Below are 26,157 nucleotides of genomic sequence, written 5' to 3'. Positions count from 1 at the left end.
AACTCCTGCAAGCAAAACGCTAGCCAGAGTTAGCAGGGTCACCGAAGGTGGGTTGCGGAGGCGATGTCCGGTCCGTACCGTTCTCCCCCGTGACCAAGATCGATATCAACGGTGCCCAGCTCGCGTACGACGAGAGCGGCACCGGAACCGCCGTGGTGCTGCTGCACGCCGGCATCGCCGACCGGCGGATGTGGCGCGGGCAGGTCCCGGCGCTCGCGCAGCGCCACCGGGTGATCGCGCTGGACCTGCGCGGCTACGGCGAGTCGGAGCTGCCGACCACGCCGTTCGCCCACCACGACGACGTGGTCGGGCTACTCGACGCGCTGGGCGTCGAGCGGGCCGCGCTCGTCGGCTGCTCGTTCGGCGGCCGGGTCGCGGTGGACACCGCGCTCGCCCACCCGGAGCGGGTCTCGGCGCTGGCGCTCTTCGGCGCCCCGGTCTCCGGCAACGAGTGGTCCGAGGAGACCGAGCAGCTCTGGGAGGAGCTGGTCGGCGACGTGGACCCGGAGGACTTCGCCGCCACCGCCGCCGGCGAGGTGCGGTTCTGGGTGGTCGGCCCGACCCGCCGCCCCGAGGACGTCGACCCGGAGCTGATCCGGTTCGCCGAGGAGATGGACCGCCGGGCACTCGCCGCCGAGCAGGCGCTAAGCGCGATCGAGGTGGGCGAGCTGGACCCGCCGGCGATCGACCGGCTGGGCGAGCTGCGCGTACCGGTACTGGTCGGCACCGGCGCGGACGACCTGGCCGACATCCGCCGCCTGGCCGACCGCATCGCCGACGAGGCCCCCCAGGGCGTGCGCATGCCGGACGTCCCCGACGCGGCCCACCTGCTCCCCCTGGAGCGCCCCACCGAAACCAACGCCGCCCTCCTGCCGTTCCTCCCCTGACCGCCCCGCTTCTCTCCCCTCGCCGCGTTGATCTTGCACTTGCGGCCCTCGGCACGCCTGGAATGCGTATTTCGCCGGGACAGCAAGTGCAAGATCGCCGGGGGTAGAGGGCGGGGAATGGTTACCAGGTGGGGCGGATGGCTCCTACCGGGAGGCCGCCGCCCAGCAGGGGCGGTTCGGCGTACTCGGTGAGGATGGGGGCGCGCACGTCCAGGCGCGCCAGGGCCGACACCAGGACGGGTGTGCGGGCCCTCGCGGCGCCGTCGTCGATCTTCAGAGCCACGGCGCCGACCTCCGGGATCGCCGCCGCGATCACACCCTCCGCGCCGATCTTGGCGAGCAGACCGGGTACGCCGCGCATCAGCCGGGTGTCCTCCGCCTGAGTGCCGCCGACAAGCTCCGGGTACGCCCGCATCGCGTCCGCCACCGTCCGCTCGACGGTGCCCGGCTCGGCCTCGACCAGCCGCAGGAACGCCCGCGCCAGCCCGGTCAGCGAGACGGCCAGCACCGGCGCGCCGCAGCCGTCCACCCCGACCGCCGCCGCCCGCTCCCCGGTGAACTCCTCGATCGTGGCGGTCAGGCACTGCTGGAGCGGGTGCTCGGGCCGCCAGTAGCCGTCCAGCGGCCAGCCCGCCGCCAGGCAGGTGCGCACCATGCCGGCGTGCTTGCCGGAGCAGTTCATCAGCACCCGGGCCGGGCCGCCGCCGGCCCGCAGCACCGCCTCCCGGGCGGCCTCGCCGAACGGCAGGTCCGGCGGGCAGTGCAACGCGTCCTCGGTCAGGCCGGCGTCGCGCAGCAGCGCTGTCACCCGCTCGACGTGGAACTCCTCGCCCGCGTGGCTGGCCGCGACGAGCGCGATGTCGGCCGGGTTGGTGAGCGGCAGGCCGGCCCGGAGCATGCCGATCGCCTGCATCGGCTTGCTCGACGAGCGGGGGAAGATCGGCGAGGTGACGTCACCGGCCCCGGCGACCGGCTCACCGGCGGCGTCGAGCACCACCACGGAACCCCGGTGGACGCCCTCCACGAAGCCGGACCGGACCACCTCGGCGAGCGGCACGCCGCCCTCGTACGTTCTTCCCACGGTATGGACCGTACCGAGGGGACGGACCCGGTCGGCGGCGGGGTGACCTGCGACGTCGACCGGGGCGGTACGGGGTCGGAGCGGGGTGCGCCGCTTACCGGACGGTAGCCGGGACGCCGAGCAGCGTACGGGCCTCGGCGGTGGTCAGCGGGGGCCGCTGGGCGAGCTGGGCGAAGCCGACCGCCCGCGCGACGAGCTGCATGTTGGACTCCACCGGACGCCCCTTGGCGTACGTGACCGTGTCCTCCATGCCGACCCGCAGGTGGCCACCGGCCGACAGCGAGGCCAGCATCACCGGGATGGTGCTGCGCCCGATGCCGGTGGCCGCGAACGTGGTGCCCTCGGGCAGGTCGCGCAGCATCTGCTGGGCCGCGACAAGGGTCGCCGTGGTGCCGGGCATGCCACCCGGCACTCCCATCACGAAGTCGACGTGCACGTGCCCGCCGTGCGGCAGGCCGTACTTGCCGAGCAGCCGCTGCAGGGCGGTGAGGTGGCCCAGGTCGAAGATCTCGTACTCGGGGACGACGCCCCGCTCCTGCATCCGGGTGTGCAGGTCGACGATGAACTCCCACCGGTTGAGGAACACGTCGTCGCCGAAGTTGACGGTGCCCATGGTGCAGGAGGCCATGTCGGGTGCGGCGTCGAGCACCGCGAGCCGGGCCGACTCCGGGTCGGTCACCGCGCCGCCGGAGGAGAGCTGCACGATCAGGTCGGTGCTCTCCCGCAGCGCCGCCACCGTGTCGCGCAGCCGCCCCTGGTCGAGCGTGGGCCGCGCGTCGTCGTCACGGATGTGGACGTGGATCACGGCAGCGCCGAGCGCCTCGCACTCCTTGGCGGTCAGCAGCAGCTCGTCGAGCGTCACCGGCAGCGCCGGCACCTCCGCCTTCGCCGACTCCGCGCCGGTGGGGGCAACCGTGATCAACGTCCCTGTCGTCATGCCCCGGATCCTAGACCGGTGCCCGGCGCCGGGTCGACCGGAGGATTTCCGGTGAAGGCGGCGTTAAGAAGGGACCTTTCCTCTACCGGAGGCGTTAATAGGGGGCCCTTCCTTACACGTCGATGGCGGCGGCGCTCTCGCCCACGAGCAGTCGGGCGTCGTCGGGCGTGTTGCGCTTCAGCACGGCGAGCGCCACCTGACCCAACTCGTAGTGCTGCACGGCGGTGCCCACGAAGCCGACCGTCCGGCCGTCGAGCGTCACCGGCGTACCGGCGACGGGCGGCTGGTCGCTCGCCACGCCGTCCAGGTGCAGCAGGACGAGCCGGCGGGGCGGCTTGCCCAGGTTGTGCACCCGGGCGACCGTCTCCTGCCCCCGGTAGCAGCCCTTGTCCAGGTGCACGGCCGGGGCGATCAGGTCCACCTCGGCCGGGATCGTCCGGTGGTCGGTGTCCACGCCGGCCCGGGCCTGCTTGGCGGCCACCCGGATCGCCTCGTACGCCCACAGCCCGGCCACCGGCACCCCGGCGCCGCGCAGCTCCGCCACCACCTCGTCCATGGCCGCCCGCGGCACGAGCAGGTCGACGCCGAGCGCCACCCGCCGGGCCCAGCCGCCGACCGGCAGCGGCTTGACGTCGTACACCGCTGACGGCCGCGCGGGCAGCTCGCCGGAACGGAACTTCGGACCCGGCACCGCTGCCACGTCGGGAGCGGCCAGCCCGGTGACGCCGAGCGTGTCGAGCGCGCCGGGCGCCTCCGGCCCGACGAGCGACAGCAGCGCGTGGTCGGCGGTGGCGTCGCGCGGGTCGACCTTGCTGAAGAACCGCATCTTCTCCAGGTATGACAGGAGGCCCTCGGTCATCCCCGGCTCGGTGTCGAGCCAGGTGGTCTCGCCGTCGTCGGCGACCATCGCGTGCTGCTCGACGTGCCCGTGCGGAGAGAGCACCAGCAGCTCGGTGCCCTGCCACGGCGCCAGCGCGGCCAGGTGCTGGCTGGTGAGCGTGTGCAGCCAGCCGATCCGCTCCTCGCCGGGCACCGCGACCACGCCCCGGTGCGAGCGGTCGACCAGGCCCACGCCGGTGGCCAGGAGCCGCTGCTCGCGCATCGGGTCGCCGTAGTGGGCGGCCACCGGGCCGACGCCCGCCGCCCGGTGGGCCGGTTCCGGCTGGTTCCGGGTCTGGTCGTCGATTGCGTCGGTGGTCACCGCGCCCGCGATGTCGATCATGTGGGTTCCCCGTTCTGTGCGCAGCGGCCGCAGACCCCGAAGAGCGCGACATGCCCGATGTCGACCTTGAACCCGCGCTGCTCGTCCAGCTGGTCGGCGAGCGGGCGGAGCATCTCCGGGGAGATCTCGTCGATCGCCCCGCACTCCCGGCACACCAGGTGCACGTGCTGGTGCTCACCCGCCGCGTGGTAGGTCGGCGAACCGTGCGACAGGTGCGTGTGCGTCACCAGGCCGAGCCGTTCCAGCAGCTCCAGCGTGCGGTAGATGGTGGTGATGTTGACTCCGGCCGCGACCTCGCGGACCGCTGTGTGCACCTGCTCCGGGGTGGCGTGCCCCAGATCCAGGACGGCCTGGAGCACCAGCTGCCGCTGCGCCGTCAGCCGCAGCCCGCGCGAGCGGAGCATTTCCGCGAGGGAGGATTCGGACACCCTTCGATCATAGTTCGGCCGCCGCGCCGGCCGGTCCGCCGCCGGGGGTACGCCACTACGCTGCGCCAGTGGGTACGACACGGGTGGCGGTGCTCGGCCGGGGGCTCGTACCGGCGGGTGAGCCGGTGCTGCGCGGCGACGACCGGGGCGTCCTGCACGGCGACGGCCTGTTCGAGACGCTGCACCTGCGCGACGGCCGCCCCTGGCTGCGCGACGCCCACCTGGTCCGGCTGCGGGCCGGTGCGGCGGCGATCGACCTGCCGCTGCCCCCTGATGCCGCGCTCGTCGAGCTGCTGGACGCGGTGTGCGCCGGCTGGCCCGCCCGGACCGAGGGCGCGTTGCGGCTGGTCTGCACGCGGGGACCGGAGGGCGGTGGGCCGCCCACGGTGTACGCGACGCTCGGCGAGGTGCCTGCGTCCGCCCGACTGGCCCGGCGGGACGGGGTGACTGTGGCCACGCTGCCGCTCGGGGTGGCCGCCCGGTCCCGCCCGGAACTGGGGTGGCTGCCGAGCGGCGTGAAGTCCACCTCGTACGCGCTCAGCACCGCCGCCCGGCGGTGGGCGCAGCGGACGGGCGTGGACGACGTGCTCTGGGTCTCGACCGACGGCTACGTGCTGGAGGGGCCCACCGCGAACGTGGTGTGGCTGAGTGGCGGCCGTCTCCTCACGGTGCCGGCGGCACAGACCGGAATCCTGTCCGGCGTGACCGCCGGCCATCTGCTGGAACGCGCCGGAGAGCTGGGCCTGACCGCAGACGAGCACCTGCCCACCGTGGCCGACCTGCACGAGGCCGAGGCGATCTGGCTGACCAGCTCGCTGCGCGGCCCGGCAGAGGTCACGGCCTTGAACGGCACCCCCCGCCCGAGTTCCCCCCTGACCCCCCGCGTCCAGACCCTCCTGGACTTCCCCCCACCCCCACCCCCACCCCGTTGATCATGAAGTTGGCGGCGACAAATCGGGCAAGGATCGCCGCCAACTTCATGATCGCCGGAGCGAGAAGGGAACGTCAGCCGGCCACCCGGGTCAGGCGGGCGGAGAGGTGCGGGCTCAGAGGGTGGCCCACGGCGGCCATCTCCTGCGCGTAGAGCAGGGCGCCCTCGACGATGCCGAACAGCCGGGCACCGGCGGTGACCTCCTTCGCCGTGGCGGTACGCACGACCGCGTCGGTGGCGAACTCGATCTGGGTGCCCTTGCGCTTGCCGATGTGCAGCTCCATCACGCCGGTCGGCGTGGTCATCAGCGCCTCCAGCTCGTCGGTCACCCGCTCACCGTCGAGCACCGGACGCCACCAGCCCACCTCACGGCCGGCGGGACGGACCGGGCGGCTCTGCTCGTCCAGGATCCACGCCCGGGACTCGTAGAACAGGAACGGCCGGCCGTCGTGGCTGATCCGGATCTCCTGCGCGTAGTCGAAGTCCTCGATCGTCGGGAACCCACCCCGGCCCCGGCCGCGCCAGACCCCGATGTACGGCAGCAGGCCGTCCAGGCTCGGGTGCAGCTTCGGGCCGACGCGCAGGTCGTGGCTCTCCTCGTACGGGTACGGGTCGACCGGCGGCGCGTTCAGCCACGGCGGCTGAAGCGGATTCTCACTATTCACAGCGCCACCTTCGTTCGCGACTGCGGGGCTCGCAAAACCGGCTCACTCCTCGCGCTCACCATCTACCTCTAGCGATTCGCACTGCGACATAGACCAGGCCACCGGCGAGCGCGCCCAGGCCGGCGACCAGCAGGCTGACGAACCCGATCTCGGTAACCATCCGGGCCATCCTATGCTGGCGTCATGGCGCGCACTCTCGTCGTCAAGGCCACCGCCGGCGCGGACTCCCCGGAACGCTGCGCACAGGCGTTCACAGTCGCCTCCACCGCAGCCGCGGCCGGGGTGGACGTGTCGCTCTGGCTCACCGGCGAGTCCACCTGGTTCGCGCTCCCCGGGCGGGCGGAGACGTTCGAGCTGCCGCACTCCGCGCCGCTCGGCGAACTGCTGCACGTGGTCCTGACCACGGGCCGGGTGACCGCCTGCACCCAGTGCGCGGCCCGGCGGGACATCGGCCCGGGCGACGTCATCCCCGGCGTACGCATCGCGGGCGCCGCGGTGTTCGTCGAGGAGGCGATGACCGAGGGCGCGCAGGCGCTCGTCTACTGAGCGACCCGCCCGGGTCGTCCACTCTGACCGTTGAGCCGATCCTGACCCGACATGTCCGGATTACGCCTACCATGTGAACGTGAGTGAGGCGATCCAACAGTTCTTCGCGTCGCTACCGGCGCGCGCCGCGGCGGTGCTGAACAGCCCGATCGGCGGCACGCTCCAGATCGACCTGGCCGACGGCAACCGGACCGAGCACTGGTACGTGACGCTGGCCCCCGGATCGGCCCAGGTGAGCCGGGAGGAGCAACGGCAGGCGGACGGCGTGCTGACCCTCTCCACCGAACTGTTCGAGAAGCTGGTCACCGGCCGCGAGGCCGGCATGGCCGCGGTGCTGCGCAACGAGGCCACGTTCAGCGGGCACGTCGTGCTGTTCCTGGCGTTCCGCCGGTTCCTGCCGACCCGGCCCGACGTACGGGATCCGCGGGACGCCGCCCGCGACCACGTCCGGCGGCTGGCGTGAAGGAGCGGGTCAGCATCCTCGACGGCAACACGTTCCTGGTCAGCGACGATCGCGGCAACATCCAGCCGTCGTACGACTTCCCCACCGGGCTGTTCTCCTTCGACACCCGGTTCCTCTCCACCTGGATCCTCACCCTCGACGGGGAACCCCTGCACGCGCTCTCCATCGACGACTCGCTGTCGTACAAGACGCGGTTCTTCCTGGTCCCCGGCGAGCCGACGCACTACCTGGACGCGAAGGTCTCGATGATCCGCAGCCGCGCGATCGGCGGCAGCCTGGACGAGGAACTGACCCTGCTCAACCACTCCGAGCAGGAGATGGAGTTCCGGCTCCGGCTGGAGATCGGCTCCGACTTCGCCGACCTCTTCGAGATCAAGCACAAGCGGGACAAGAAGGGCACCACCACGCCCAGCGTGGAGACGAACGCGCTGCGGCTGACCTACCGCCGGCAGGCGTTCCACCGCGAGACGATGGTGACCAGCAGCGCGCCGGCCGAGGTCGACGAGAGCGGGATGACGTTCCGGATCCGGGTCGGCCCGCACGGCGAGTGGACCACCCGGCTGCACATCGACACAGTCATCTACGGCGCCCGGGGCGAGGACATCCGGGCCATCCTGCCGCTGGGCGGCCAGCGGACGGCGGCCGACATCGAGGCGGAACAGAGCGCTCTGATCAGCCGGGCGCCGAAGCTCGGCTGCGACTGCGAGCCGCTGGCCGGGGCGTACCGGCGCAGCCTCAACGACCTGGCCGCGCTCCGATACGAGTCGATCACGCTCGGCGTCCGGTTGCTCGCCGCCGGCCTGCCCTGGTTCATGACGCTGTTCGGCCGGGACAGCATCTTCACCTCGCTGCAGGTGCTGCCGTTCCTGCCCGAGATGGTCAAGCCCACGATCGTCATGCTCGCCGGACTCCAGGGCAGCCGGGTCGACGACTTCCGGGACGAGGAGCCCGGCAAGATCCTGCACGAGCTGCGCTACGGCGAGACCGCCGGCTTCGAGGAGCAGCCGCACTCGCCGTACTACGGCGCCGCCGACACCACGGCGCTGTTCGTGATCCTGCTCGACGAGTACGAGCGGTGGACCGGCGACGCCGACCTGGTGCGCAAGCTGGAGCACGAGACGCGGGCGGCGCTGACCTGGCTGGACACGTACGGCGACCTGCTCGGCACCGGTTACGTCTGGTACATGTCGCGGAACCCGGAGACCGGCCTGCCGAACCAGTGCTGGAAGGACTCGCCGGACGCCATCTCCTACGCCGACGGGCGGATGCCCGAGTTCCCCCGGGCCACGTGCGAACTCCAGGGGTACGCGTACGACGCGAAGCTGCGCGGCGCCCGTCTGGCCCGCACGTACTGGAACGACCCGACGTACGCCGACCGGCTGGAACACGAGGCGGCGGCGCTGAAGGAACGTTTCAACCGCGACTTCTGGATCGCGGACCGCGAGTACTACGCGCTGGCGCTCGACCCGCTGGGCCGCCAGGTGGACGCGCTCACCTCCAACATCGGTCACCTGCTGTGGAGCGGCATCGTCGACGAGGCCCGCGCCCCCGCCGTCGCCGCCCATCTGCTCGGCCCACGCCTGTTCTCCGGGTGGGGTGTGCGGACCCTCGCCGACGACCAGGGCCGGTACAACCCGGTCGGCTACCACGTGGGAACGGTGTGGCCGTTCGACAACTCGATCATCGCCTGGGGCCTGTGGCGGTACGGCTTCCGCCAGCAGGCCGGCCGGATCTGCGACGCTCTGCTCAGCGCGTCGCACTACTTCGGCGGGCGGCTGCCCGAGGTGTTCGCCGGCTACGAGCGCGGCCTCACCGACTACCCGGTGGAGTACCCCACGGCGTGCAGCCCGCAGGCGTGGTCCGCCGGCACGCCGCTGCTGCTGCTACGGGTGATCCTGGGACTGGAACCGCAGGGCGATCACCTGATCATCGACCCGGCCGTGCCACCCGGGATGGGCCGGGTGGAACTGCTCGACATCCCGGGCCGCTGGGGCCGGGTGGACGCGCTGGGCCGCAGCCGGGAGCCGCACGAGGAACAGCCGTCGCCACCGGCGCTCACCCTGCCCGGCGGCTGACGTCAGGCCCGGCAGGGCGTGGTGACCGCCACCCGGACCCGCTCACCGGCCCGCAGCGCCAGCACCGCCGGGTCGCCCGGGCGTGCGTACGCGTCGGCCGAGTCCACCACCGGCGCGGCGCCGACGCCGAACGCGGCGGCCAGCGACTGGTCGGCCGGCACTGCGGCCTCGGACCGGGCCGTGCGGGCGGTCCCGCCACCCGGGCACGGCGCGGCCAGCACCTGGACCGGCCCGGTCGCGCCGCCCCACCGGCCCAGCGCCGACGCCAGCACGGCCGACTCGGCGGCGGCGTCGGCGGACGGGGCCCGGTAGCCGGAGCCCGCCGGGCGGCAACCGGTGTCGGCGGTGAGCAGCACCCGGCCCGGGCCACCGGCCCGGCCCTCGACCGCGACGAAATCGCCCGCGTCGGCGCGCAGCAGCGGTTCGCCGTCGAGCGTCGACACGCCGGCCCGCCAGCCCGACGGCAGCCGGTCGGCGATGCCGCGCAGCACCTCGCGTACGTCGTCGCCGCCGATCGCCACCTCGACGCCGCGCTCCAGCGTCGCGCCGTCGTCCATCGGCGTGATCCGGCAGCCGCGCTCCAGCCGGTCCGGCAGGAGCGCCGGTACGCCCGCGGCGCCGACCGCGGCGGTCAGCTCGCCGATCGCCCGGTCCACCACCGGGCCGGCCTGGTCCAGCGACCGCTGCTCCTTCACCGTCGGCGCGTCGGTGCGCACCGACCACCAGGTCAGACCCGCGAGCAGCACGGCCCACACCACGGTGGCGACCGTCAGCCAGCGCAGCCGGCGTCGGCCGCCGGGGCCGGGCCGGCCGGGCGGGGTGGGCGGGGCGTAGCCCGTCTCGACGGCAGTCACCCGGCCATGGTGTCACGGACGGGCGAGCCGCCCGGCCGCGCCTCGGCACCTCGCTCAGACCGGCTCCGACCGGCGGGACAGCAGCCACAGCAGGTAGAAGGGGCGCTGTCGCAGCTCGCCGCGACGGTCGGCGTACTGGTCGGCGGCGAGCACGGCGGAGAAGAACCCGCCCGCGCCCAGCATGCCGAGCACCGGCGCCAGATGGGTGCCCTCGACCGCCACCAGCGTCGCCGCGACAGTCGCCACCGCCGCCCCTGTGGCCTGCACGGCCGAGCGCCGGGCCACCCGGGCGACCTCGGCCCGGGCCGCCCGCACCCCCTCCTGGATCTCCGCGTCGAGCTTCACGAGCTGTACCAGCGCGCGGTCCGGGTCGGTGTCGACCTCCAGCATCCGGCCTCGCAGGTACGCCTGGGTCGCGGCGAGCGCGTCGCCCTCCTGGGTCAGGATGGCGCAGTAGTCCCGCAGCGACGTGCCCTCCAGCATCGGCAGGTCGAGCTGGAGCAGCGGGGTGACCAGCCGCGCCTTCACCGGATCCCCGCTCGGCACGTCGACGACCCGATGCCCCTTGACGATCAGGTCGAGCGTGCGGTCCGGGTTGTCGCCCAGCTCGATCCGGCCTGATGTGTCGAACAGCGACGAGGTGGACTGTGCGTCCGGCGCGCGCGACTCCAGGTGGCTGCGGCGGAAGGTCTGCGGGAAGTAGACGAGCTGGCCCAACTCCAGCAGCGGCGCGCAGTCCCGCAGGTACGCGCCGAGGCGGCCCAGGTCGTCGCACTCGGCGAAGAGCTCGTCGATCCGGATGTCCCCGTACCGGCAGTCCCGGCCGCAGCGGTCCGGGTCCTCGCCGCACACCTTGCAGATCTCCCGGTGGGCGAGGTAGCAGTGCTCGCCGCCCGGCTGGGACAGGACCAGCTTGGCCGTGACGAGCGTGGCCCGCTTGGTGAGGAACGACAGATCGGTGTCGAGGCTGGCCACCGAGACGTCGAACGGGCGCCGCCGGCCGGACGCGTCGGTGCGCTGGAGTTCGCGGACGACCTCCTCGCCCCGGTTGCCGTCGATGAAGTCGATCAGATAGCGGCGGGCGTGGGCAGCGGCGTCGTCGAGCACCTGATCCCCCTCCGGCGCGTCCGGGGCGCACCGCCGTCCAGCCTGCCAGCCACGGGCGAGCCGCACAGTCGCCGGAACGGCTCGTGGCCCGCCACCCGGGTGGGCGGCGGGCCACGATCAGAGCGTGGGTCAGGCGGCGACCGAGACGGTCACCTCGTTGATCCCGCGGGCCGCGGACACGGCGGTGTCGCCGTTGCCGTGGCGGGACAGCGCGCGCAGAGTCCAGGAGCCCGGCGCGGCGAAGAACCGGAACTGTCCGGCCGCCGACGTCACCACCTCGGCGGTGAACTCGCCCGTCGAGTCGAGCAGGCGCACGTACGCGCCCGGCACGACCTCACCGGACTCGGCCAGCACGCGGCCGGTGATGACGGTCTCCTTCTCCAGGTCCAGGCTCGCCGGGAGGGGGGCGGACTGGTCCGGCGCGGCGCAGCCGGCGGCAGCCGTCGAGGCGGCGGAGGCGGCGGTCATCAGGCCTCCCCGGGCTCGTCGCCGAGCGCCACCGGCACGCCGACGAGCGAGCCGTACTCGGTCCAGGAACCGTCGTAGTTCTTCACGTTGCGGTGCCCGAGCAGCTCCTGGAGCACGAACCAGCTGTGCGAGGAGCGCTCGCCGATCCGGCAGTACGCGATCGTCTCCTTGCCGTCGTCCAGCCCGGCGTCGGCGTAGATCTTGCGCAGCTCGTCGTCGGACTTGAACGTGCCGTCCTCGTTGGCCGCCTTGGACCACGGGACGCTGATCGCGGTCGGGATGTGGCCGGCCCGCTGCGCCTGCTCCTGCGGCAGGTGGGCGGGGGCGAGCAGCCGGCCGGCGAACTCGTCGGGGCTGCGCACGTCGACCAGGTTCTTGGTGCCGATCGCGTCGACCACCTCGTCGCGGAACGCGCGGATCGAGGTGTCCGGCTCCTGCGCGACGTACTGCGTCTTCGGCCGCTCCACCACGTCGGTGACGAGCGGACGGGCGTCCAGCTCCCACTTCTTGCGGCCGCCGTCGAGCAGCTTCACGTCGCCGTGGCCGTAGAGCTTGAAGTACCAGTACGCGTACGCGGCGAACCAGTTGTTGTTGCCGCCGTACAGGATCACGGTGTCGTCGTTGGCGATGCCCCGGTCGGACAGCAGCGCCTCGAACTGGCTCTTGTTGACGAAGTCCCGGCGGACCTGGTCCTGCAGGTCGGTGCGCCAGTCGAGCTTGACGGCGCCGGCGATGTGCCCGGTGTCGTAGGCCGAGGTGTCCTCGTCGACCTCGACGAAGACGACGCCCGGGGCGCCGAGGTTCTTCTCGGCCCACTCGGCCGAGACGAGTGCGGTGTCGCGACTCATCAGATCACTCCCTGGTGAGGATGGTTTGGTGAGCCTGCGCGTGGAGATCGATGTCGATGGTTGTCGCACCACACGCGGACCCTGAGCTAGGAACGGATCACGGGTACGTGCGACGGCGCCGCTGCCGGGCGTTGAGGAGGGGGAACCGGGAAAGGTTCGTGGACCCTGGGTGGCCGCCGTTCAGGCGGCCGGAGACAGCCCCGCCGTCAGATGACGGGGCGACACAGGCAGGTGGCCACGCGGCACAGGTCGACCGCGCGCCGTTTGGTGAGGAGGGTCCCCATGGGCAGGGAGATTACCAGCCGAGGCGACAGCTGCCACCAGGCCGACCAGCATCCGGGACGGCAGGCCCGCTCCCCGGACCGGCCGTGTGCGGCTTTCAGCCGGCTGAATTGATGGGCACGTTCGCCGCGTCCGCCGTGACCACCAGGCCCTCCGGCTTCGGCTCCACCTTGCGCAGGTTGAGCTGGAACGGCAGCTCCGGCAGCGGCACGTCGATCGAGATGCCCTGCGCATACCGGGTCAGCGCGGCCCGCGCCAGCGGCACGTTCGGCAGGCCCTCGGCGGTGAGGTCGTTGAAGCGCAGCGCCACCTTGTTGCCGGCCACCGTGACGTCGGCGGTGCCGTTGACGGTGAGCTTGATGCCGAGGACGTCCACCGGCGCGGTGACGGCGAGCTTGCCGTTGCGCTCGCCCAGCGTCAGCCCGGGCCGGTCCAGCAGCTTGGCCAGGCTCTCGTAGGTGACGGTGCCCCGCCCGTCGACGCTCTCGGCCACCACGTCGCCCCGGCCGGAGCGCAGCGTGTCCAGCGAGGCGGTCACGTTGCGCGCGTCCACGTCGAGCTTCGGCACCTCGACCGCGTCGCCCTGCACGTCGCCGCGCACGTCGGTGAGCTGGATCGAGATGCGCTCGTACCGGCCGTCGAGCACCTGGGTGAGGAACGGGAAGCCACCCACCTCGACCTGCGGCGCGGCGGACTGCGCGTCCTGCTTGGCGATCTCCTGCCGGACCTGGTCGGCGATGGCGCGCTCGGCCACGCCGGCGGCCACCCGGTCGGCGACCACGAGCAGCCCGGCCAGCACCAGCAGCAGGACGAGGAAGCCGATCAGCACCTTCCGGCCCCGTCGCCGGGGTCGGCCCTCCGCCGGATACGCCTCTGCCACGCCGCCTCCAGTCCTCGCCGCCGTCACCGCGCCTCGCGGCGCAACCGTACTTACCCGAGGCGAATCCTCCCCAACCGCGTCACAGGAACAGCACGCACATGGCGTACGCGGCGGGCGCGGCCAGCGCGAACCCGCCCAGCGGTCCCTGCATGTGCCGGGCCACCCACATCGTCGGCGGTTCGCCGGCCATCAGGCGGCCCGCCTCGGCGTACCCCACCGCGAGGTCGGCCAGGACGGCGGTGGCCGCGCTCACCACCCCGACCAGGGCGGCGCTGGTCGGGGTGAAACCGACCAGGTAGCTGCCGAGCACGGCACTGGTGAGGGTGCCGATCATGGCGCCGGCGACCACGCCCGTCGCGCCGCGCGGCACCTGCGGGGCGAGCCGTGGCCACGGCGCGACCGCGTCGGTGAGCCGGGCGACGAGCAGCGCCACCCCGGCGGCGGTGAGGCAGACCGTGATCGCCTGGGTGCCCTTGGGGATCCGGCTGAGCACGATGAGCGTGGCGAAGGCGACCACGCCCACGACGATCAGCAGGGTGCCGCCGAGCGAGTCGGTCACCCGGACCCGGTCCACCCGCCGCACGAGCTGCCCCAGCACGGCCAGCAGGAGCCCGGCTGCGGCGGCGTAGCCGAGCGGGGCCAGGCCGGCGATGTCCGACTGCACGGCGGCGACGTCGGCGATCACCGCCGTCGCGGCGCTGACGAGCGCGACGACGAGCAGTGCGGGCGGTCGCATGGCCATCGTCCAGGCCAGCACGAACAGGAGCTGGACGCCGAAGATGATCGCCGCGAACGGAAGCCGGTGCCCGGGGCCCGAGGTCTGCGCGCCGAGCACCAGGCCGACGCCGAGCAGCGCGGCGAAGCCGGCGACGGTGAGCGCCAGGGGGCGGCGGACCGGGACCGGAGGCACCTCCTCCTCGGGCTCCTCGTCGGACTCGTCGTCGGGACGCCGGCCGGGACCGCCCTTGCGCAGCCGGCGCGGGCCCTTGCGCTCCGGCCGCTCGCCCTCCTCGTCGGCGGGGCCGGTACGCGGGGCGGGCGGGTAGCCACGGGCGGGGCCGGACGGCCCGGCGGACGGGTCGTCGGCCCACGGTTCACGACCGGTGTCGCGCGAGGTGGAGGGAAACACGCCCCGATCGTGCCAGACCCGGGCGGCTCGGCGGAGGTCCCGGTTTCGACGACGTTAAAACCTGCGCCGCGATCGAGGGCAGAAAGGGCAAACGGTAAATCGCGCGAAGGTGACGGCCGGTCCATCGGTTACGCTCAGGCCGTTACCCGCCCGTCGACGACGCCGGGACCCACGCAAGTTCACAGTGCCGCCCGCACCCGGGCGTGTCGCTGGTCGCGCGCGGCCGGAAGGCCGCCGGGACGGAGGTGATCGTGGAGCTCCTGCTGCTCGTGACCGCGCGGGCCGGTGAGCCGTCGGCGGTGTTGCCGGCACTCGACCTGCTGCCGCACTCGGTTCGCACCGCACCCCGCGACGTCCGCACGCTGGTCTCCGGCCCGACCCCGGACGCCGTCCTGGTGGACGCCCGCTCCGAGCTGAGCGAGGCGCGGGCCACCTGCCGGATGCTGCACGCCACCGGGCTCGGCGTACCGCTCGTCGCGGTCGTCACCGAGGCCGGGCTGATCGCGCTCAACGCGGACTGGGGCGTCGACGACGTGATCCTGGCCGGCGCCGGGCCGGCCGAGGTGGAGGCCCGGCTGCGGCTCGCGGTCGGCCGGCTCAGCAACGCCACCGCCGGCGCCGGCGGCTCGATCCGGGCCGGCGAGCTGAACATCGACCCGGACACGTACGCCGCCAAGCTGAAGGGCCGGCCGCTCGACCTCACGTACAAGGAGTTCGAGCTGTTGAAGTTCCTGGCCCAGCACCCGGGGCGGGTGTTCACCCGGGACCAGTTGCTGCGCGAGGTCTGGGGCTACGACTACTTCGGCGGCACCCGGACGGTGGACGTGCACGTGCGGCGGCTACGCGCCAAGCTCGGCTCGGAGTACGAGTCGATGATCGGCACCGTCCGCCAGGTGGGCTACAAGTTCGTCGTCCCGCCGTCGCGCTCGCTGCCGGAGCCGGAGCCCGCCCCGCTGCCGGTCTGACCGCCCACGCCCCACCCCGCTAGAGGGCACTTTTCTTATATGCCCTTTTTGCCCGATCAGTCAGCCATATCCTGGCTGCCGGAATTGTCGGGCTAAGGGGGCGACGGTGCGTGCGGTGACCACGGGGGCGACGAACGGCCGGTGCCGCTGATGCGGGGCTCTACGCTGCGCGCCGCCGGGCTCGTGACAGTCGTACTGGCCGGCCTGCTCGGATCCGCGTTCGCGCTGGGCCGCAGCCTGGTGCCCGACCCGCATCCGTCGGCCGCCGGAGTCGCCACCACGCTCAACGGGCCGCGCTACGGCGAGCAGCCACCCAGCACCGACTTCCCGGGCGGCACGGCCAGCCCCCGGCCGAGCCCCGACGCCGCGCCGGACGCCGCACCGGTCGAGCCCGGCGGCGACGGCCCGTACGGCGCCCTGGTCGCCACCGGCTCCTCCCAGGTCGCGCTCACCTTCGACGACGGCCCCGACCCCCGCTGGACACCGCAGGTACTCGCACTGCTGGCCCAGTACGGCGTACGGGCGACCTTCTGCGTCGTCGGCGAGAACGTCGAGGCCCACCCGGCCCTGGTCCGGTCGATCGTGGCCGAGGGCCACACGCTGTGCAACCACTCCTGGAACCACGACGTCAACCTGGGCAAGCGAGCCCCGGCGACGATCCGGGCCGACCTGCTGCGCACGAACGACGCGATCCTGGCCGCCGCGCCCGACGCGCAGATCGCGTACTACCGCCAGCCCGGCGGGGCCTGGACGCCGTCCGTCATGTCGGCCTGCGCCGACCTGAGTCTCACCCCGCTGCACTGGAGTGTGGACCCGTCGGACTGGAAGGCGCCGGGCGCCACCACCATCGAGGCGATGGTCCGCTCGCAGATGGGGCCCGGCGCGATCGTGCTCATGCACGACGCGGGCGGGGACCGGTCCGGCACCGTCAGCGCGTTGCAGCAACTCCTGCCCGAACTGCTGGCCCGGTTCGAGCTGGAGGCGCTGCCCGTCGGCAGCCCGTGACGAGCGCCACCGATCGCCGTCGTCGTCCGACGGGAACCGCGGCCCGCCGGCCGCTACCGTGACTCAGATGAGCAGCACCGAGCCGACGAGTGGTGCCGGGGCCGACCGGATCGACCGGGCGGACCGGCTGACGCCGGACGAGGTCGCCGAGGTGCTGGCGCTGGCCCGCGCCGCCGGTGACGCCGACGGCGCCGACCCGCTCGACGAGCACGTGCTGCTGCGGCTGCGCGACCCCGAGGCGCCCGCCGTGCACCTCACCGCCCGGACCACCGAGGGCACCCTCACCGGGTACGCGCACCTCGACACCACCGCCCCGGCCGAGGGAGTCGGCGTGGAGATGGTCGTGCACCCGGCGTACCGGCGGCGTGGCTCCGGCCGGGCGCTGGCCCGTGGCGTGGTGGCCGCCGCGTCCGGACCGCTGCGCGCCTGGGCGCACGGCGACCACCCGTCGGCCGCCGCACTGGCCGTCGACCTGGGCTTCTCCCGGGCGCGGGTGCTCTGGCAGATGCGCCGTCCGCTCACCGCCGAGCTGCCGGCACCGGTCGTACCGGAGGGCGTGACGCTGCGCGCGTTCCGCCCCGGCGAGGACGACGAGGCCTGGCTGGCGGTGAACAACGCCGCCTTCGCCCAGCACCCGGAGCAGGGCAAGTGGACGCTCGACGACCTGCGCGTCCGCATCGCCGAGCCGTGGTTCGACAGTTCCGGATTCCTGCTCGCCGTCGACTCCGCCACCGGGCGGCTGCTCGGCTTCCACTGGACCAAGGTGCACGAGCAGCAGGGCTCGGCCCGCATCGGCGAGGTCTACGTGCTCGGCGTCGACCCGTCCGCGCACCGGGGCGGGCTGGGCCGGGTGCTCACCGCCGCGGGCCTGACCCACCTGCGCGACGAGCGCGGGCTGGACCGGGTGATGCTCTACGTGGACGAGAGCAACACCGCCGCTGTGGCGCTCTACGAGCGGCTGGGCTTCGCGCACTGGTCCGCGCACGTCAACTACCAGCTCGGCTGAGCGCTCGCCGGCCCCGGAAATTCGCCACAAAGGCGATAGCGGGCTGCTAGTTCACGAAATGGACAACCCCTCCTCAGCGTACGGCCACCTCGTCGGCTGAACGTGTTCACCGCGCGTTCACTTACGTCCGGCGAACCGTCCACCTGGCCCTCCTACCTTTCGTGTCAGCCGGTCAGCGCCGGCCCCCGGCACTCCGGGCGACCTGACCAAAGACGTGAAGGGAAACCCCTCAAGTGAAGCTCCAGCGGCACGGCGCCATCGCCTGTCTCGCTCTTACCGCGGTTCTCGGTCTCAGCGCCTGCGGCTCGGACAACAACGAGCCGGCCGGTGCCTCCGCCTCCGGTTCCGCCGCCGCGGTGGACTGCGCGACGGGCACGCTGAACGCGCAGGGCTCCTCCGCCCAGAAGAACGCCATGGCCGAGTGGATCAAGGCTTACCAGCAGAAGTGCGCCGGCACCACGATCAACTACGAGCCGAGCGGCTCGGGCGCCGGCATCCAGGCCTTCATCGCCGGCACCGCCGACTTCGCCGGCTCGGACTCCGCCCTCAAGCCGGAGGAGCAGCCGCAGGCCGACGCCAAGTGCACCGGCGGCCAGGCGCTCAACCTGCCGATGGTCATCGGCCCGGTCGCCGTCGTCTACAACGTCAGTGGCACGGACAACCTCCAGTTCAGCCCGGCCACCCTGGCGAAGATCTTCGCCGGCAAGGTGACCAAGTGGGACGACGCGGCGATCAAGGCCGACAACCCGGACGCCAAGCTGCCGTCGACCGCGATCCAGGCGGTGCACCGCTCGGACGAGTCGGGCACCACCGACAACTTCACCAAGTACCTCTCCAAGACCGCCGAGGCGGACTGGACGCTCGGCAACTCCAAGGCGTGGAAGGCCCCGGGCGGCGTCGGCGCGGCCAAGTCCGACGGTGTGGCCAGCAAGGTCAAGAGCACCGACGGCACCATCAGCTACGTCGAGTGGTCGTACGCCGAGAACTCCGACCTGAAGATGGCGAAGATCAAGAACGGCAACGGCGAGTTCGTCGAGCTGACCGGCGACTCGGCCGGCAAGACCATCGCGGGCGCCAAGTTCGAGGGTCAGGGCAACGACCTGAAGATGTCGATCGACTACAACACCAAGGAGGCCGGGGCGTACCCGATCGTCCTGGCGACCTACGAGATCGTCTGCAGCAAGGGCCTCGCCGCCGACAAGCTGCCGCTGGTCAAGGGCCTGCTCGGCCACGCCGCCAGCGCCGAGGGGCAGAAGGAGCTCGTCGAGCTGGGCTACGCGCCGCTGCCCGAGACCGTCCGCACCAAGGTCGAGGCCGCGGTCAAGAGCCTCTCCTGACGCTCTGACCGACACCTCCTCAACACGAAGCGAGCGAGCAGATGGGTGACACCCCTCACCGCTCGGCCCACGCCGGCACCGGCGGGAACCCCGTGACCACGAGTCACGAGCGACCCGCCGGTGCCTCGGCGCGTGTGGCCGAGCGCCCCGGTAACCCGGGCCGCCCCGACGGTGGCCTCGGCGGCGGCGGCGCCCTCCCCCGGGCCCGCGCCTTCGGCGCGGAACGGGCGTTCCGCGGCCTGACCCTGGCCGCCGGCACCACGGTCCTGGTGGTCATCGCGGCCATCGCGATCTTCCTGATCGCCAAGGCCGTCCCGGCGCTGCGGGCCAACACCGAGTCGTTCTGGACGTTCGAGGGCTGGTTCCCGAACGACGACCCGCCGCAGTTCGGCATCGGCGCGCTCGCCTTCGGTACGGTCCTGAGCTCGCTGCTGGCGCTGCTCATGGCGGTGCCGGTCGCGCTGGGCATCGCCCTGTACCTGTCGCACTACGCGCCCCGGCGGCTCGGCAACGCCCTGGGCTTCCTGATCGACCTGCTGGCCGCCGTGCCGAGCGTCGTGTTCGGCCTCTGGGGCCGGGACTACTTCGCCCAGCCGGTCGCCGACCTGTCCGCGTGGCTGAACAGGTACTTCGGCTGGATCCCGATCTTCGGCGACGGCCCGTACGGCAACTCGATCCTGCTCGGCTCGGTGGTGCTCGCCATCATGGTGCTGCCGATCGTCACCTCGCTGTCCCGCGAGGTGTTCCGGCAGACCCCGACCGCCAACGAGGAGGCCGCGCTCGCGCTCGGCGCCACCCGCTGGGAGATGATCCGCACCGCGGTCCTCCCGTACGGGCGGCCCGGCGTCATCGCCGCGGTGATGCTCGGCCTGGGCCGGGCGCTCGGCGAGACCATCGCGCTGGCGCTCACGCTCGGCTCCACGTACGCCATCTCGTTCAACATCCTGCAGAGCGGCGGCAACTCGATCGCCGCGAACATCGCCAACCGGTTCGCCGAGGCGAACGACACCGGCCGGGGCGCACTCATCGCCTCCGGCCTGGTGCTGTTCGCGATCACGCTGATCGTCAACATCACCGCGCGGGCGATCATCCACCGGCGGCGCGAGTTCACGGAGTCGGCCGCATGACCACTACCCTCACCCCCCGCCGCCCGCGCCCGCCGGCCCAGCCGGCCACGCTGCGGGCGAGGCGGCTTCCCGCGTACGCCGCTCCGGCCATCGCCGTCGCGGCACTGCTGCTCGCGGCGGCCCTGGTGTACGGCGCCGGCATCGGCGGCCCGGTCCTGGTCGTGGTGGTCGGCGCGCTGTTCTACCTGGCCGGTCTGTTCGCCGCGGCCAACGCGGTGGAGGGCCGCCGGTCGGCCCGCAACCGCACCTGGAGTGCGCTGATCCACTCCGCGTTCGTGCTGGCGGTGCTACCGCTGGCCTCGGTGGTCTGGACGCTTGTCAGCAAGGGCTCCGAGCGGCTGGACGCCAACTTCTTCGGCACCTCGATGAACAACATCGGCTCGCGGGACGCCAACGGCGGCGCGTACCACGCGATCGTCGGCACGTTGCAGCAGGTGGGCATCGCCACCCTGATCACGGTGCCGCTCGGCGTGCTCTGCGCGATCTACATCGTCGAGTACGGCCGGGGCCGGTTCGCGTTCACCATCCGCTTCTTCGTGGACGTGATGACCGGCATCCCGTCGATCGTCACCGGCCTGTTCGTGCTGGCCTTCTGGGTGCTGGTCGTCTCGCCGTGGTTCAACGACGGCCGGCCGGGCTTCTCCGGCTTCGCCGCCGCGCTGGCGCTGAGCGTGCTGATGCTGCCCACAGTGGTCCGCTCCACCGAGGAGATGCTCCGGCTGGTGCCGGCACCGCTGCGCGAGGGCGCGTACGCCCTGGGCGTACCGAAGTGGAAGACCATCCTGCGGGTCGTGCTGCCGACCGCGCTGCCCGGCATCGTCACCGGCATCATGCTCGCCATCGCGCGGGCCGCCGGTGAGACCGCCCCGGTGCTGCTCGTCGCCGGCGGCGGCGCGGCGATCAACTTCAACCCGTTCGAGAACAACCAGTCGTCGCTGGCCCTCTTCGTCTACCAGCAGGCCGGCGAGGCGTCGAAGTACTCGCCGGCACGGGCGTGGACCGCGGCGCTGACCCTGGTCGCCCTCGTCCTCGTCCTCACCGTCGCGGCGAAGTTGCTGGCCCGTCGTAACCGGCTCGGCCGATGAACCCCGGAGGTACCGCCACCATGGCCAAGCGCATCGAAGCCACGAACGTGACCGCCTACTACGGCGGGTTCAAGGCGATCGAGAACATCAACCTGACCGTCGAGCCGAAGACCGTCACCGCCCTGATCGGGCCGTCCGGCTGCGGCAAGTCCACGTTCCTGCGGTCGATCAACCGGATGCACGAGGTGCTGCCCGGCGCCCGGGTCGAGGGCAGCCTCACCATCGACGACCAGGACATCTACGACCGAGACGTGGACGTCACGGCGGTCCGCCGGATGATCGGCATGGTCTTCCAGCGGCCGAACCCGTTCCCCACCATGAGCATCTTCGAGAACGTGGTGGCGGGCCTGCGGCTCAACGGCGTGCGGCGTAAGTCGATCCTGGAGGAGGCGGCCGAGCGGGCGCTCCGCTCGGCGAACCTGTGGGACGAGGTGAAGGACCGCCTCGCCAAGCCCGGCGCGGGCCTGTCCGGCGGTCAGCAGCAGCGGCTCTGCATCGCCCGCACCATCGCTGTCGAGCCGCAGGTGGTGCTGATGGACGAGCCCTGCTCGGCGCTGGACCCGATCTCCACGCTGGCCATCGAGGACCTGATGTTCCAGCTCAAGGACAAGTTCACCATCATCATCGTCACGCACAACATGCAGCAGGCCGCGCGGGTGTCGGACCGGACCGCCTTCTTCTCGATCGAGAAGACCGGCGACCCGGGGCGCCTGATCGAGTACGACAACACCCAGAAGATCTTCAGCAACCCGAGCCAGAAGAAGACCGAGGACTACATCACCGGCCGCTTCGGCTGAGGTGTAAGGAGGGGGCCCCTGTTAACGCCTCCGGTAGAGGAAGGGGCCCCTCTTAACACCTCCGGCCGAGGTCAGCTCAGGCGGAAGCGGGGCTCGGCACCGTCCAGGCCGTCGATGTGGGGCAGGATCGGCGTACCCGGCTCTCGCTCTGCCGCGGCGCGGGCCACGCCGGCGAGGTCGCCCGCGGCGGCGACCTCGGCGAGCGTGACCATGGTGGGCGGCAGCATGGTCAGCTCGCCGGCCTCGGTCCGGGCCAGGGCGTCCGCCGGGCGCAGCCACAGCGTGTGGTCGGCCTCGCCGGAGACGTCCCGGGTCCGCTGCCCCTCGGGCAGCAGGGCCACGAAGAAGTACGTGTCGAAGCGGCGCGGCTCGAACTCCGGGGTGATCCACCGGCTCCACGGCAGCAGCAGGTCCGACCGGAGCGTGAGGCCGCGCCCGGCCAGCAGGTCCGCGAAGCCGACCCGCCGCCCCTCCAGGTCCTGCCGGGCCGTCTCCCAGTCGTCGCCGCTCACGTCGCCTACCACGGTGTCGGGGTCCGGCCCGGCGAGCAACACGCCCGCCTCCTCGAAGACCTCGCGGGCGGCGGCGCACACCACCGCCTGCGCGGCGGCCGGGTCGAGCCGGAGGCGCTCACCCCACGCCGCCGGGTCCGGGCCGGCCCAGCCGAGGTGCGCCTCCGAGTCGGAGCGGTCCACCCCGCCGCCGGGGAAGGCGTACATGCCGCCGAACGTCATCGCCGCCACCCGACGGATCATGTAGACCTCGAACCCGTCGCCGGCCGGGCGGAGCAGCAGCACGGTGGCGGCGACCCGGGGTACGGCTGGTACGGCGCCCTCGGCCTGGAACCGGCGGGCGTGCTCCACCAGGGCGGGGGGTGCGGCGAAGCCGTCGATCGTCATGCGCCGAGCCTAGTTCGCGACGGGCGGCCCGGCCGGGGGCGGCCGGGCGGAGACGCACGCCGCCTCACCACACTCCCCGACAGCGCCATCTGGTCACGATGCGTAGTTTTCGGCCCGGAGCAACAGACACCCCTCTGCCGCCTTTGCTCTGCAGCCAGATCCGCATCGGCAACCGTCCGTGAGCGGTGCGCATGAGGTTGCAGAGCAAAGTGGGCGCGAGGTGGTCAGCCCAACTCGCGCCAAGGCCGCCTTATGTCCGGATGATCGCCTTTGGACGTCTGACTTCGACGAGGAGGCGGGCGGCAGCCGTCACTCTGCGCGTTCTTCACGCTACGTGTTCGCCGCGAAGCGGCATCAGCTCGCCGCGCCCGGTCGTGCGGGCCGGCCGGACCAGCCGGACCAGCCGGACCGTCGCCGGCACTGGGCAGCGGCCGCCGGTCGCGACTGGCAGGGTGGTGACCTATGATCGACGACTTCGCGAAGCAGTATCTGCACAACGACCTGCGCCAGATCCGCGAGGCGATGCTGTGGAAGCTCGACGGGCTGTCCGAGTACGACGTGCGCCGTCCCCTGACCGCGTCCGGCACCAACCTGCTCGGCCTGGTCAAGCACCTGTCCTTCGGGGAGGCCCGGTACTTCGGCGAGGTGTTCGGCAGGCCGTTCCCGGAGCCGCTGCCCCGGTGGGACGACCCGGATCCGGACGGCACCGACATGTGGGCGACCGAGCACGAGACCCGCGAGGAGGTGATCGGCCGCTACCGGCGGGCGGCCGAGCACGCGGACGCGACGATCGACGCCCTCGCCGTCGACGCTCCCGGCCACGTGCCGTGGTGGCCCCGCCCGGACGTCAAGTTGTTCAACATCCTGGTCCACGTGGTGGCCGAGACCAATCGGCACGCGGGGCACGCCGACATCCTGCGCGAGCAGCTCGACGGCTCGACCGGAGCATGGGCAGAGTACGCGCACCTGGAACCCGACCAGCCGACGCTGACGGCACGTCGGGCGATGATCGAACGGGCCGCCCGGGCCGCCGCCGACGCCCCCGGCACCGTCTGACGTCCCGACGGGTGGATCACCCTGCCGGCCCCGGAGCGGGAAGGGATAGCGTGCCGGGCATGACGCGTTGGGGAATCCTGGCCACCGGAAACATCGCCGCCCGCTTCGCCGAGGATCTGCGGCTGGTGCCGGACGCCGAGCTGGTCGCGGTCGGCTCGCGTACCCGGGAGAGCGCCGAACTGTTCGCGCGCCGGCACGACGTGCCGCGGGCGTACGCCTCGTGGGCGGAACTGGCCGCGGACCCGGACCTGGACGCGATCTACGTGGCAACGCCGCACGCCGCGCACCACGAGGCGGCGCTCGCCTGCCTGGCCGGCGGCAAGGCCGTGCTGGTGGAGAAGCCGTGCACGCTGGACCTGCCGACCACCACCGAGCTGGTGGAGACGGCCCGCGCCCGAGGGCTGTTCCTCATGGAGGCCATGTGGATGCGGACGAACCCGCTGATCCTGCGGGTGCTGGAGCTGATCCGGGACGGCGCGATCGGTGAGGTGACGCACGTACGGGCGGACTTCGGCGTGGCCGGCCCGTTCCCGCCGGAGCACCGGATGCGGGCCCGCACGCTCGGCGGCGGCGCGCTGCTGGACCTCGGCGTCTACCCGCTGAGCCTGGCCCACCTGGTGCTCGGCGTGCCGCAGCACGTGCAGGCGTGGGCCAAGCTGACCCCGGAGGCGGTGGACGAGAACACCGGCATGGTGCTCGGCTGGGACTCCGGCGCGGTGGCGACGCTCAGCTGCGGCATGGTCGGCGCGACCGAGATCTCCGCGTCGATCACCGGTACGACCGGCCGGATCGACCTGCCCGAGCTGTTCTTCCGGCCCGCGCACGTGGTGCTGCACCGGGCCGGCGCCGAGCCGGAGACGATCCCGGCGGACCTGACCGGCGGCGGTTACCAGTACGAGGCGATCGAGGTGCAGCGCTGCCTGGCGGCCGGGCTGACCGAGAGCCCGCTGGTCCCGCACTCCGCCACGCTCGAGGTGATGGGCCTGATCGACGACATCAAGGCCCGGATCGGCGTCTCCTACGCGTGAGGGGTCCCCCGCCACGGCGGGGAACCCCTCGGCGTCAGGTCACTCAGAACAAGGGCCGGACCAGCAGGTACGCGAGGCAGGCGATCGCGGCGGCGGCCGGGAACGTGATGATCCAGGCGATCACGATGTTGCCCGCCACGTTCCAGCGCACCGCGGAGAGCCGTTTCGTCGCGCCCACACCCATGATCGCCGAGGTGATCGTGTGCGTGGTGGAGATCGGGGCCTTCAGCACCAGCGCGTTGAAGTAGAGCACCGCGCTGGCCACGGTCTCGGCTGCGAAGCCCTCGGCCGGGCCGAGGTCGATGATCTTCCGGCCGAGCGTCCGGATGATCCGCCAGCCGCCCGCGTACGTGCCGGCGGCCAGCATCGCGGCGGAGGTCCAGAAGACCCAGCCCGGGATGTGCGTCTTGCTCTCCTGGAAACCGCCGGTGTAGAGCGCGAGCACGATGATGCCCATGGTCTTGGCGGCGTCCTGCATGCCGTGGCCGACCGACATGGCGGCGGCGGACGCGGTCTGCGCCCACCGGAAGCCACGGCTGAGCTTGCCGGGCTGGCCCTTCCGGAACAGCCACATGATCGCCAGCATCATCAGGAAGCCGAGGATCAGGCCGACCACCGGCGAGAGCACCATCGGGATGAGGACCTTCTCGATGATGGTGCCCCACTGGACGATGCCGTCGGCGGCGAACAGGGTGGCGCCGACCAGGCCGCCGAAGAGGGCGTGCGAGGACGAGGACGGCAGGCCGAAGTACCAGGTGATCAGGTTCCAGATGATCGCGCCGAGCACGCCGGCGAAGACCACGCCGAGGCTCTCCACCCCGGTCGGCAACGTCACCAGCCCGTCGCCGACCGTCTTGGCCACCCCGGCGCCGAAGTGCGCGCCGACGAAGTTGCCGACGGCGGCCAGCGCGAGCGCGATCCGGGGGGTCAGCGCCCGGGTCGAGATGCTGGTGGCGATCGCGTTGGCCGCGTCATGGAAGCCGTTCGTGTAGTCGAACGCCATGGCGACCGCGATCACCGCCAGCACGGCGATGAGTTCGGGTGTCACT

General features: G+C 72.5%; 29 protein-coding genes. 14 read left to right on the top strand and 15 right to left on the bottom strand.

The genetic code is table 11. The annotated features are described in order from the left end of the window. The first annotated feature begins 89 nt into the window (after positions 1-89). Positions 90-887, top strand: a complete 798-nt coding sequence (locus ML5_RS13930) for an alpha/beta fold hydrolase (protein ID WP_236619413.1) — start codon at positions 90-92, stop codon at positions 885-887. 121 nt (positions 888-1,008) lie between these two features. On the opposite strand, the gene ML5_RS13925 is transcribed toward ML5_RS13930, so the two are convergent. From ML5_RS13925 to ML5_RS13910, 4 genes are all read right to left on the bottom strand, one after another. Then, positions 1,009-1,968, bottom strand: coding sequence for an asparaginase (locus ML5_RS13925; RefSeq protein WP_013475116.1), 960 nt, complete (start codon positions 1,966-1,968; stop codon positions 1,009-1,011). A 94-nt stretch (positions 1,969-2,062) separates the two neighbouring features. Next, positions 2,063-2,905, bottom strand: a complete 843-nt coding sequence (locus tag ML5_RS13920) for a 3-keto-5-aminohexanoate cleavage protein (RefSeq protein WP_013475115.1) — start codon at positions 2,903-2,905, stop codon at positions 2,063-2,065. A 112-nt stretch (positions 2,906-3,017) separates the two neighbouring features. Beyond that, on the bottom strand, positions 3,018-4,127 hold the full coding sequence (locus ML5_RS13915) for a folate-binding protein YgfZ (RefSeq protein WP_013475114.1): 1,110 nt from the start codon (positions 4,125-4,127) through the stop codon (positions 3,018-3,020). After that, on the bottom strand, positions 4,124-4,531 hold the full coding sequence (locus ML5_RS13910; protein WP_083816940.1) for a Fur family transcriptional regulator: 408 nt from the start codon (positions 4,529-4,531) through the stop codon (positions 4,124-4,126). Before ML5_RS13910 ends, ML5_RS13915 begins: the two co-directional genes overlap by 4 nt. A gap of 92 nt (positions 4,532-4,623) precedes the next feature. On the opposite strand from ML5_RS13910, the gene ML5_RS13905 reads away from it, so the two are divergent. Next, positions 4,624-5,487, top strand: coding sequence for an aminotransferase class IV (locus ML5_RS13905; protein WP_041784186.1), 864 nt, complete (start codon positions 4,624-4,626; stop codon positions 5,485-5,487). A 73-nt stretch (positions 5,488-5,560) separates the two neighbouring features. On the opposite strand, the gene ML5_RS13900 is transcribed toward ML5_RS13905, so the two are convergent. Both ML5_RS13900 and mtfM read right to left on the bottom strand, forming a co-directional pair. Continuing rightward, positions 5,561-6,151 carry an FABP family protein gene (locus ML5_RS13900; RefSeq protein ID WP_013475111.1) on the bottom strand — a complete coding sequence of 197 codons (591 nt, stop codon included), beginning with the start codon at positions 6,149-6,151 and terminating at the stop codon, positions 5,561-5,563. 55 nt (positions 6,152-6,206) lie between these two features. Further along, complete coding sequence (gene mtfM, locus ML5_RS33180; RefSeq protein ID WP_013475110.1) at positions 6,207-6,311, bottom strand: small membrane protein MtfM; 105 nt, start codon at positions 6,309-6,311, stop codon at positions 6,207-6,209. Between the two features lie 23 nt (positions 6,312-6,334). Between mtfM and ML5_RS13890 the strand changes: the two genes are divergently transcribed. From ML5_RS13890 to ML5_RS13880, 3 genes are all read left to right on the top strand, one after another. Further along, positions 6,335-6,697: a DsrE family protein gene (locus ML5_RS13890; RefSeq protein WP_013288814.1), complete on the top strand. Its 363-nt coding sequence runs from the start codon at positions 6,335-6,337 to the stop codon at positions 6,695-6,697. A 73-nt stretch (positions 6,698-6,770) separates the two neighbouring features. Beyond that, positions 6,771-7,160 (top strand): SCP2 sterol-binding domain-containing protein, encoded by a 390-nt coding sequence (locus ML5_RS13885; RefSeq protein ID WP_013475109.1) that lies wholly within the window; start codon positions 6,771-6,773, stop codon positions 7,158-7,160. Continuing rightward, the gene (locus ML5_RS13880) at positions 7,157-9,235 is read left to right on the top strand and encodes a glycogen debranching N-terminal domain-containing protein (RefSeq protein WP_013475108.1); all 2,079 of its coding nucleotides are present in this window, start codon (positions 7,157-7,159) and stop codon (positions 9,233-9,235) included. Before ML5_RS13885 ends, ML5_RS13880 begins: the two co-directional genes overlap by 4 nt. 2 nt (positions 9,236-9,237) lie before the next feature. Here ML5_RS13880 and ML5_RS13875 read toward each other — a convergent pair whose 3' ends face one another. The 7 genes from ML5_RS13875 to ML5_RS13850 form a co-directional block, all read right to left on the bottom strand. Then, positions 9,238-10,089 carry a hypothetical protein gene (locus ML5_RS13875; protein WP_013475107.1) on the bottom strand — a complete coding sequence of 284 codons (852 nt, stop codon included), beginning with the start codon at positions 10,087-10,089 and terminating at the stop codon, positions 9,238-9,240. Positions 10,090-10,143: 54 nt separating this feature from the next. Continuing rightward, positions 10,144-11,196: a hypothetical protein gene (locus ML5_RS13870; RefSeq protein WP_013475106.1), complete on the bottom strand. Its 1,053-nt coding sequence runs from the start codon at positions 11,194-11,196 to the stop codon at positions 10,144-10,146. A gap of 129 nt (positions 11,197-11,325) precedes the next feature. Further along, entirely contained in the window at positions 11,326-11,664 is a 339-nt protein-coding gene (locus ML5_RS13865; protein ID WP_013288819.1) for a DUF1416 domain-containing protein, read from the bottom strand. Beyond that, positions 11,664-12,512, bottom strand: coding sequence for a sulfurtransferase (locus tag ML5_RS13860; RefSeq protein ID WP_013475105.1), 849 nt, complete (start codon positions 12,510-12,512; stop codon positions 11,664-11,666). The genes ML5_RS13865 and ML5_RS13860 overlap by 1 nt, the downstream gene beginning before the upstream one ends. A gap of 206 nt (positions 12,513-12,718) precedes the next feature. Then, on the bottom strand, positions 12,719-12,796 hold the full coding sequence (locus ML5_RS33255) for an Ms5788A family Cys-rich leader peptide (RefSeq protein WP_311202345.1): 78 nt from the start codon (positions 12,794-12,796) through the stop codon (positions 12,719-12,721). Between the two features lie 95 nt (positions 12,797-12,891). Further along, positions 12,892-13,674 (bottom strand): DUF2993 domain-containing protein, encoded by a 783-nt coding sequence (locus ML5_RS13855; protein ID WP_013288821.1) that lies wholly within the window; start codon positions 13,672-13,674, stop codon positions 12,892-12,894. 79 nt (positions 13,675-13,753) lie between these two features. Further along, complete coding sequence (locus ML5_RS13850) at positions 13,754-14,803, bottom strand: hypothetical protein (protein WP_013288822.1); 1,050 nt, start codon at positions 14,801-14,803, stop codon at positions 13,754-13,756. A 245-nt stretch (positions 14,804-15,048) separates the two neighbouring features. Here ML5_RS13850 and ML5_RS13845 point away from each other — a divergent pair, with 245 nt between their 5' ends. The 7 genes from ML5_RS13845 to pstB all read left to right on the top strand — a co-directional run bounded on the left by ML5_RS13845 (position 15,049) and on the right by pstB (position 22,125). Beyond that, a complete protein-coding gene (locus ML5_RS13845) occupies positions 15,049-15,768 on the top strand; it encodes a response regulator transcription factor (protein WP_176739763.1) in 720 nt (239 codons plus the stop codon). Positions 15,769-15,918: 150 nt separating this feature from the next. Beyond that, positions 15,919-16,773 (top strand): polysaccharide deacetylase family protein, encoded by an 855-nt coding sequence (locus tag ML5_RS13840; RefSeq protein WP_013475104.1) that lies wholly within the window; start codon positions 15,919-15,921, stop codon positions 16,771-16,773. Positions 16,774-16,840: 67 nt separating this feature from the next. Beyond that, the gene (gene mshD, locus ML5_RS13835) at positions 16,841-17,779 is read left to right on the top strand and encodes a mycothiol synthase (protein WP_013475103.1); all 939 of its coding nucleotides are present in this window, start codon (positions 16,841-16,843) and stop codon (positions 17,777-17,779) included. 233 nt (positions 17,780-18,012) lie between these two features. Further along, positions 18,013-19,116 carry a phosphate ABC transporter substrate-binding protein PstS gene (gene pstS, locus ML5_RS13830; protein WP_013475102.1) on the top strand — a complete coding sequence of 368 codons (1,104 nt, stop codon included), beginning with the start codon at positions 18,013-18,015 and terminating at the stop codon, positions 19,114-19,116. Between the two features lie 41 nt (positions 19,117-19,157). After that, positions 19,158-20,243, top strand: a complete 1,086-nt coding sequence (gene pstC, locus ML5_RS13825) for a phosphate ABC transporter permease subunit PstC (protein WP_013288827.1) — start codon at positions 19,158-19,160, stop codon at positions 20,241-20,243. After that, entirely contained in the window at positions 20,240-21,328 is a 1,089-nt protein-coding gene (gene pstA, locus ML5_RS13820; protein WP_013288828.1) for a phosphate ABC transporter permease PstA, read from the top strand. The genes pstC and pstA overlap by 4 nt, the downstream gene beginning before the upstream one ends. Positions 21,329-21,348: 20 nt before the next feature. Continuing rightward, positions 21,349-22,125, top strand: coding sequence for a phosphate ABC transporter ATP-binding protein PstB (gene pstB / locus ML5_RS13815; RefSeq protein WP_013288829.1), 777 nt, complete (start codon positions 21,349-21,351; stop codon positions 22,123-22,125). 71 nt (positions 22,126-22,196) lie between these two features. On the opposite strand, the gene ML5_RS13810 is transcribed toward pstB, so the two are convergent. Next, entirely contained in the window at positions 22,197-23,024 is an 828-nt protein-coding gene (locus ML5_RS13810; RefSeq protein WP_013288830.1) for an NUDIX domain-containing protein, read from the bottom strand. A 462-nt stretch (positions 23,025-23,486) separates the two neighbouring features. Here ML5_RS13810 and ML5_RS13805 point away from each other — a divergent pair, with 462 nt between their 5' ends. Both ML5_RS13805 and ML5_RS13800 read left to right on the top strand, forming a co-directional pair. Further along, positions 23,487-24,080: a DinB family protein gene (locus ML5_RS13805; RefSeq protein WP_013475101.1), complete on the top strand. Its 594-nt coding sequence runs from the start codon at positions 23,487-23,489 to the stop codon at positions 24,078-24,080. 59 nt (positions 24,081-24,139) lie between these two features. Then, a complete protein-coding gene (locus tag ML5_RS13800) occupies positions 24,140-25,108 on the top strand; it encodes a Gfo/Idh/MocA family protein (RefSeq protein ID WP_013475100.1) in 969 nt (322 codons plus the stop codon). 43 nt (positions 25,109-25,151) lie between these two features. Here the strand turns inward: ML5_RS13800 and ML5_RS13795 are convergent, their stop codons facing one another. Then, the gene (locus ML5_RS13795) at positions 25,152-26,156 is read right to left on the bottom strand and encodes an inorganic phosphate transporter (protein ID WP_013288833.1); all 1,005 of its coding nucleotides are present in this window, start codon (positions 26,154-26,156) and stop codon (positions 25,152-25,154) included. Position 26,157 lies beyond the last annotated feature (1 nt).

The organism is Micromonospora sp. L5, from assembly GCF_000177655.2.
In the GTDB taxonomy this organism is placed as follows: domain Bacteria; phylum Actinomycetota; class Actinomycetes; order Mycobacteriales; family Micromonosporaceae; genus Micromonospora; species Micromonospora aurantiaca.
Note: the sequence above shows the minus strand (reverse complement) of the source record. Positions and strands in the feature narration are given on the sequence as shown.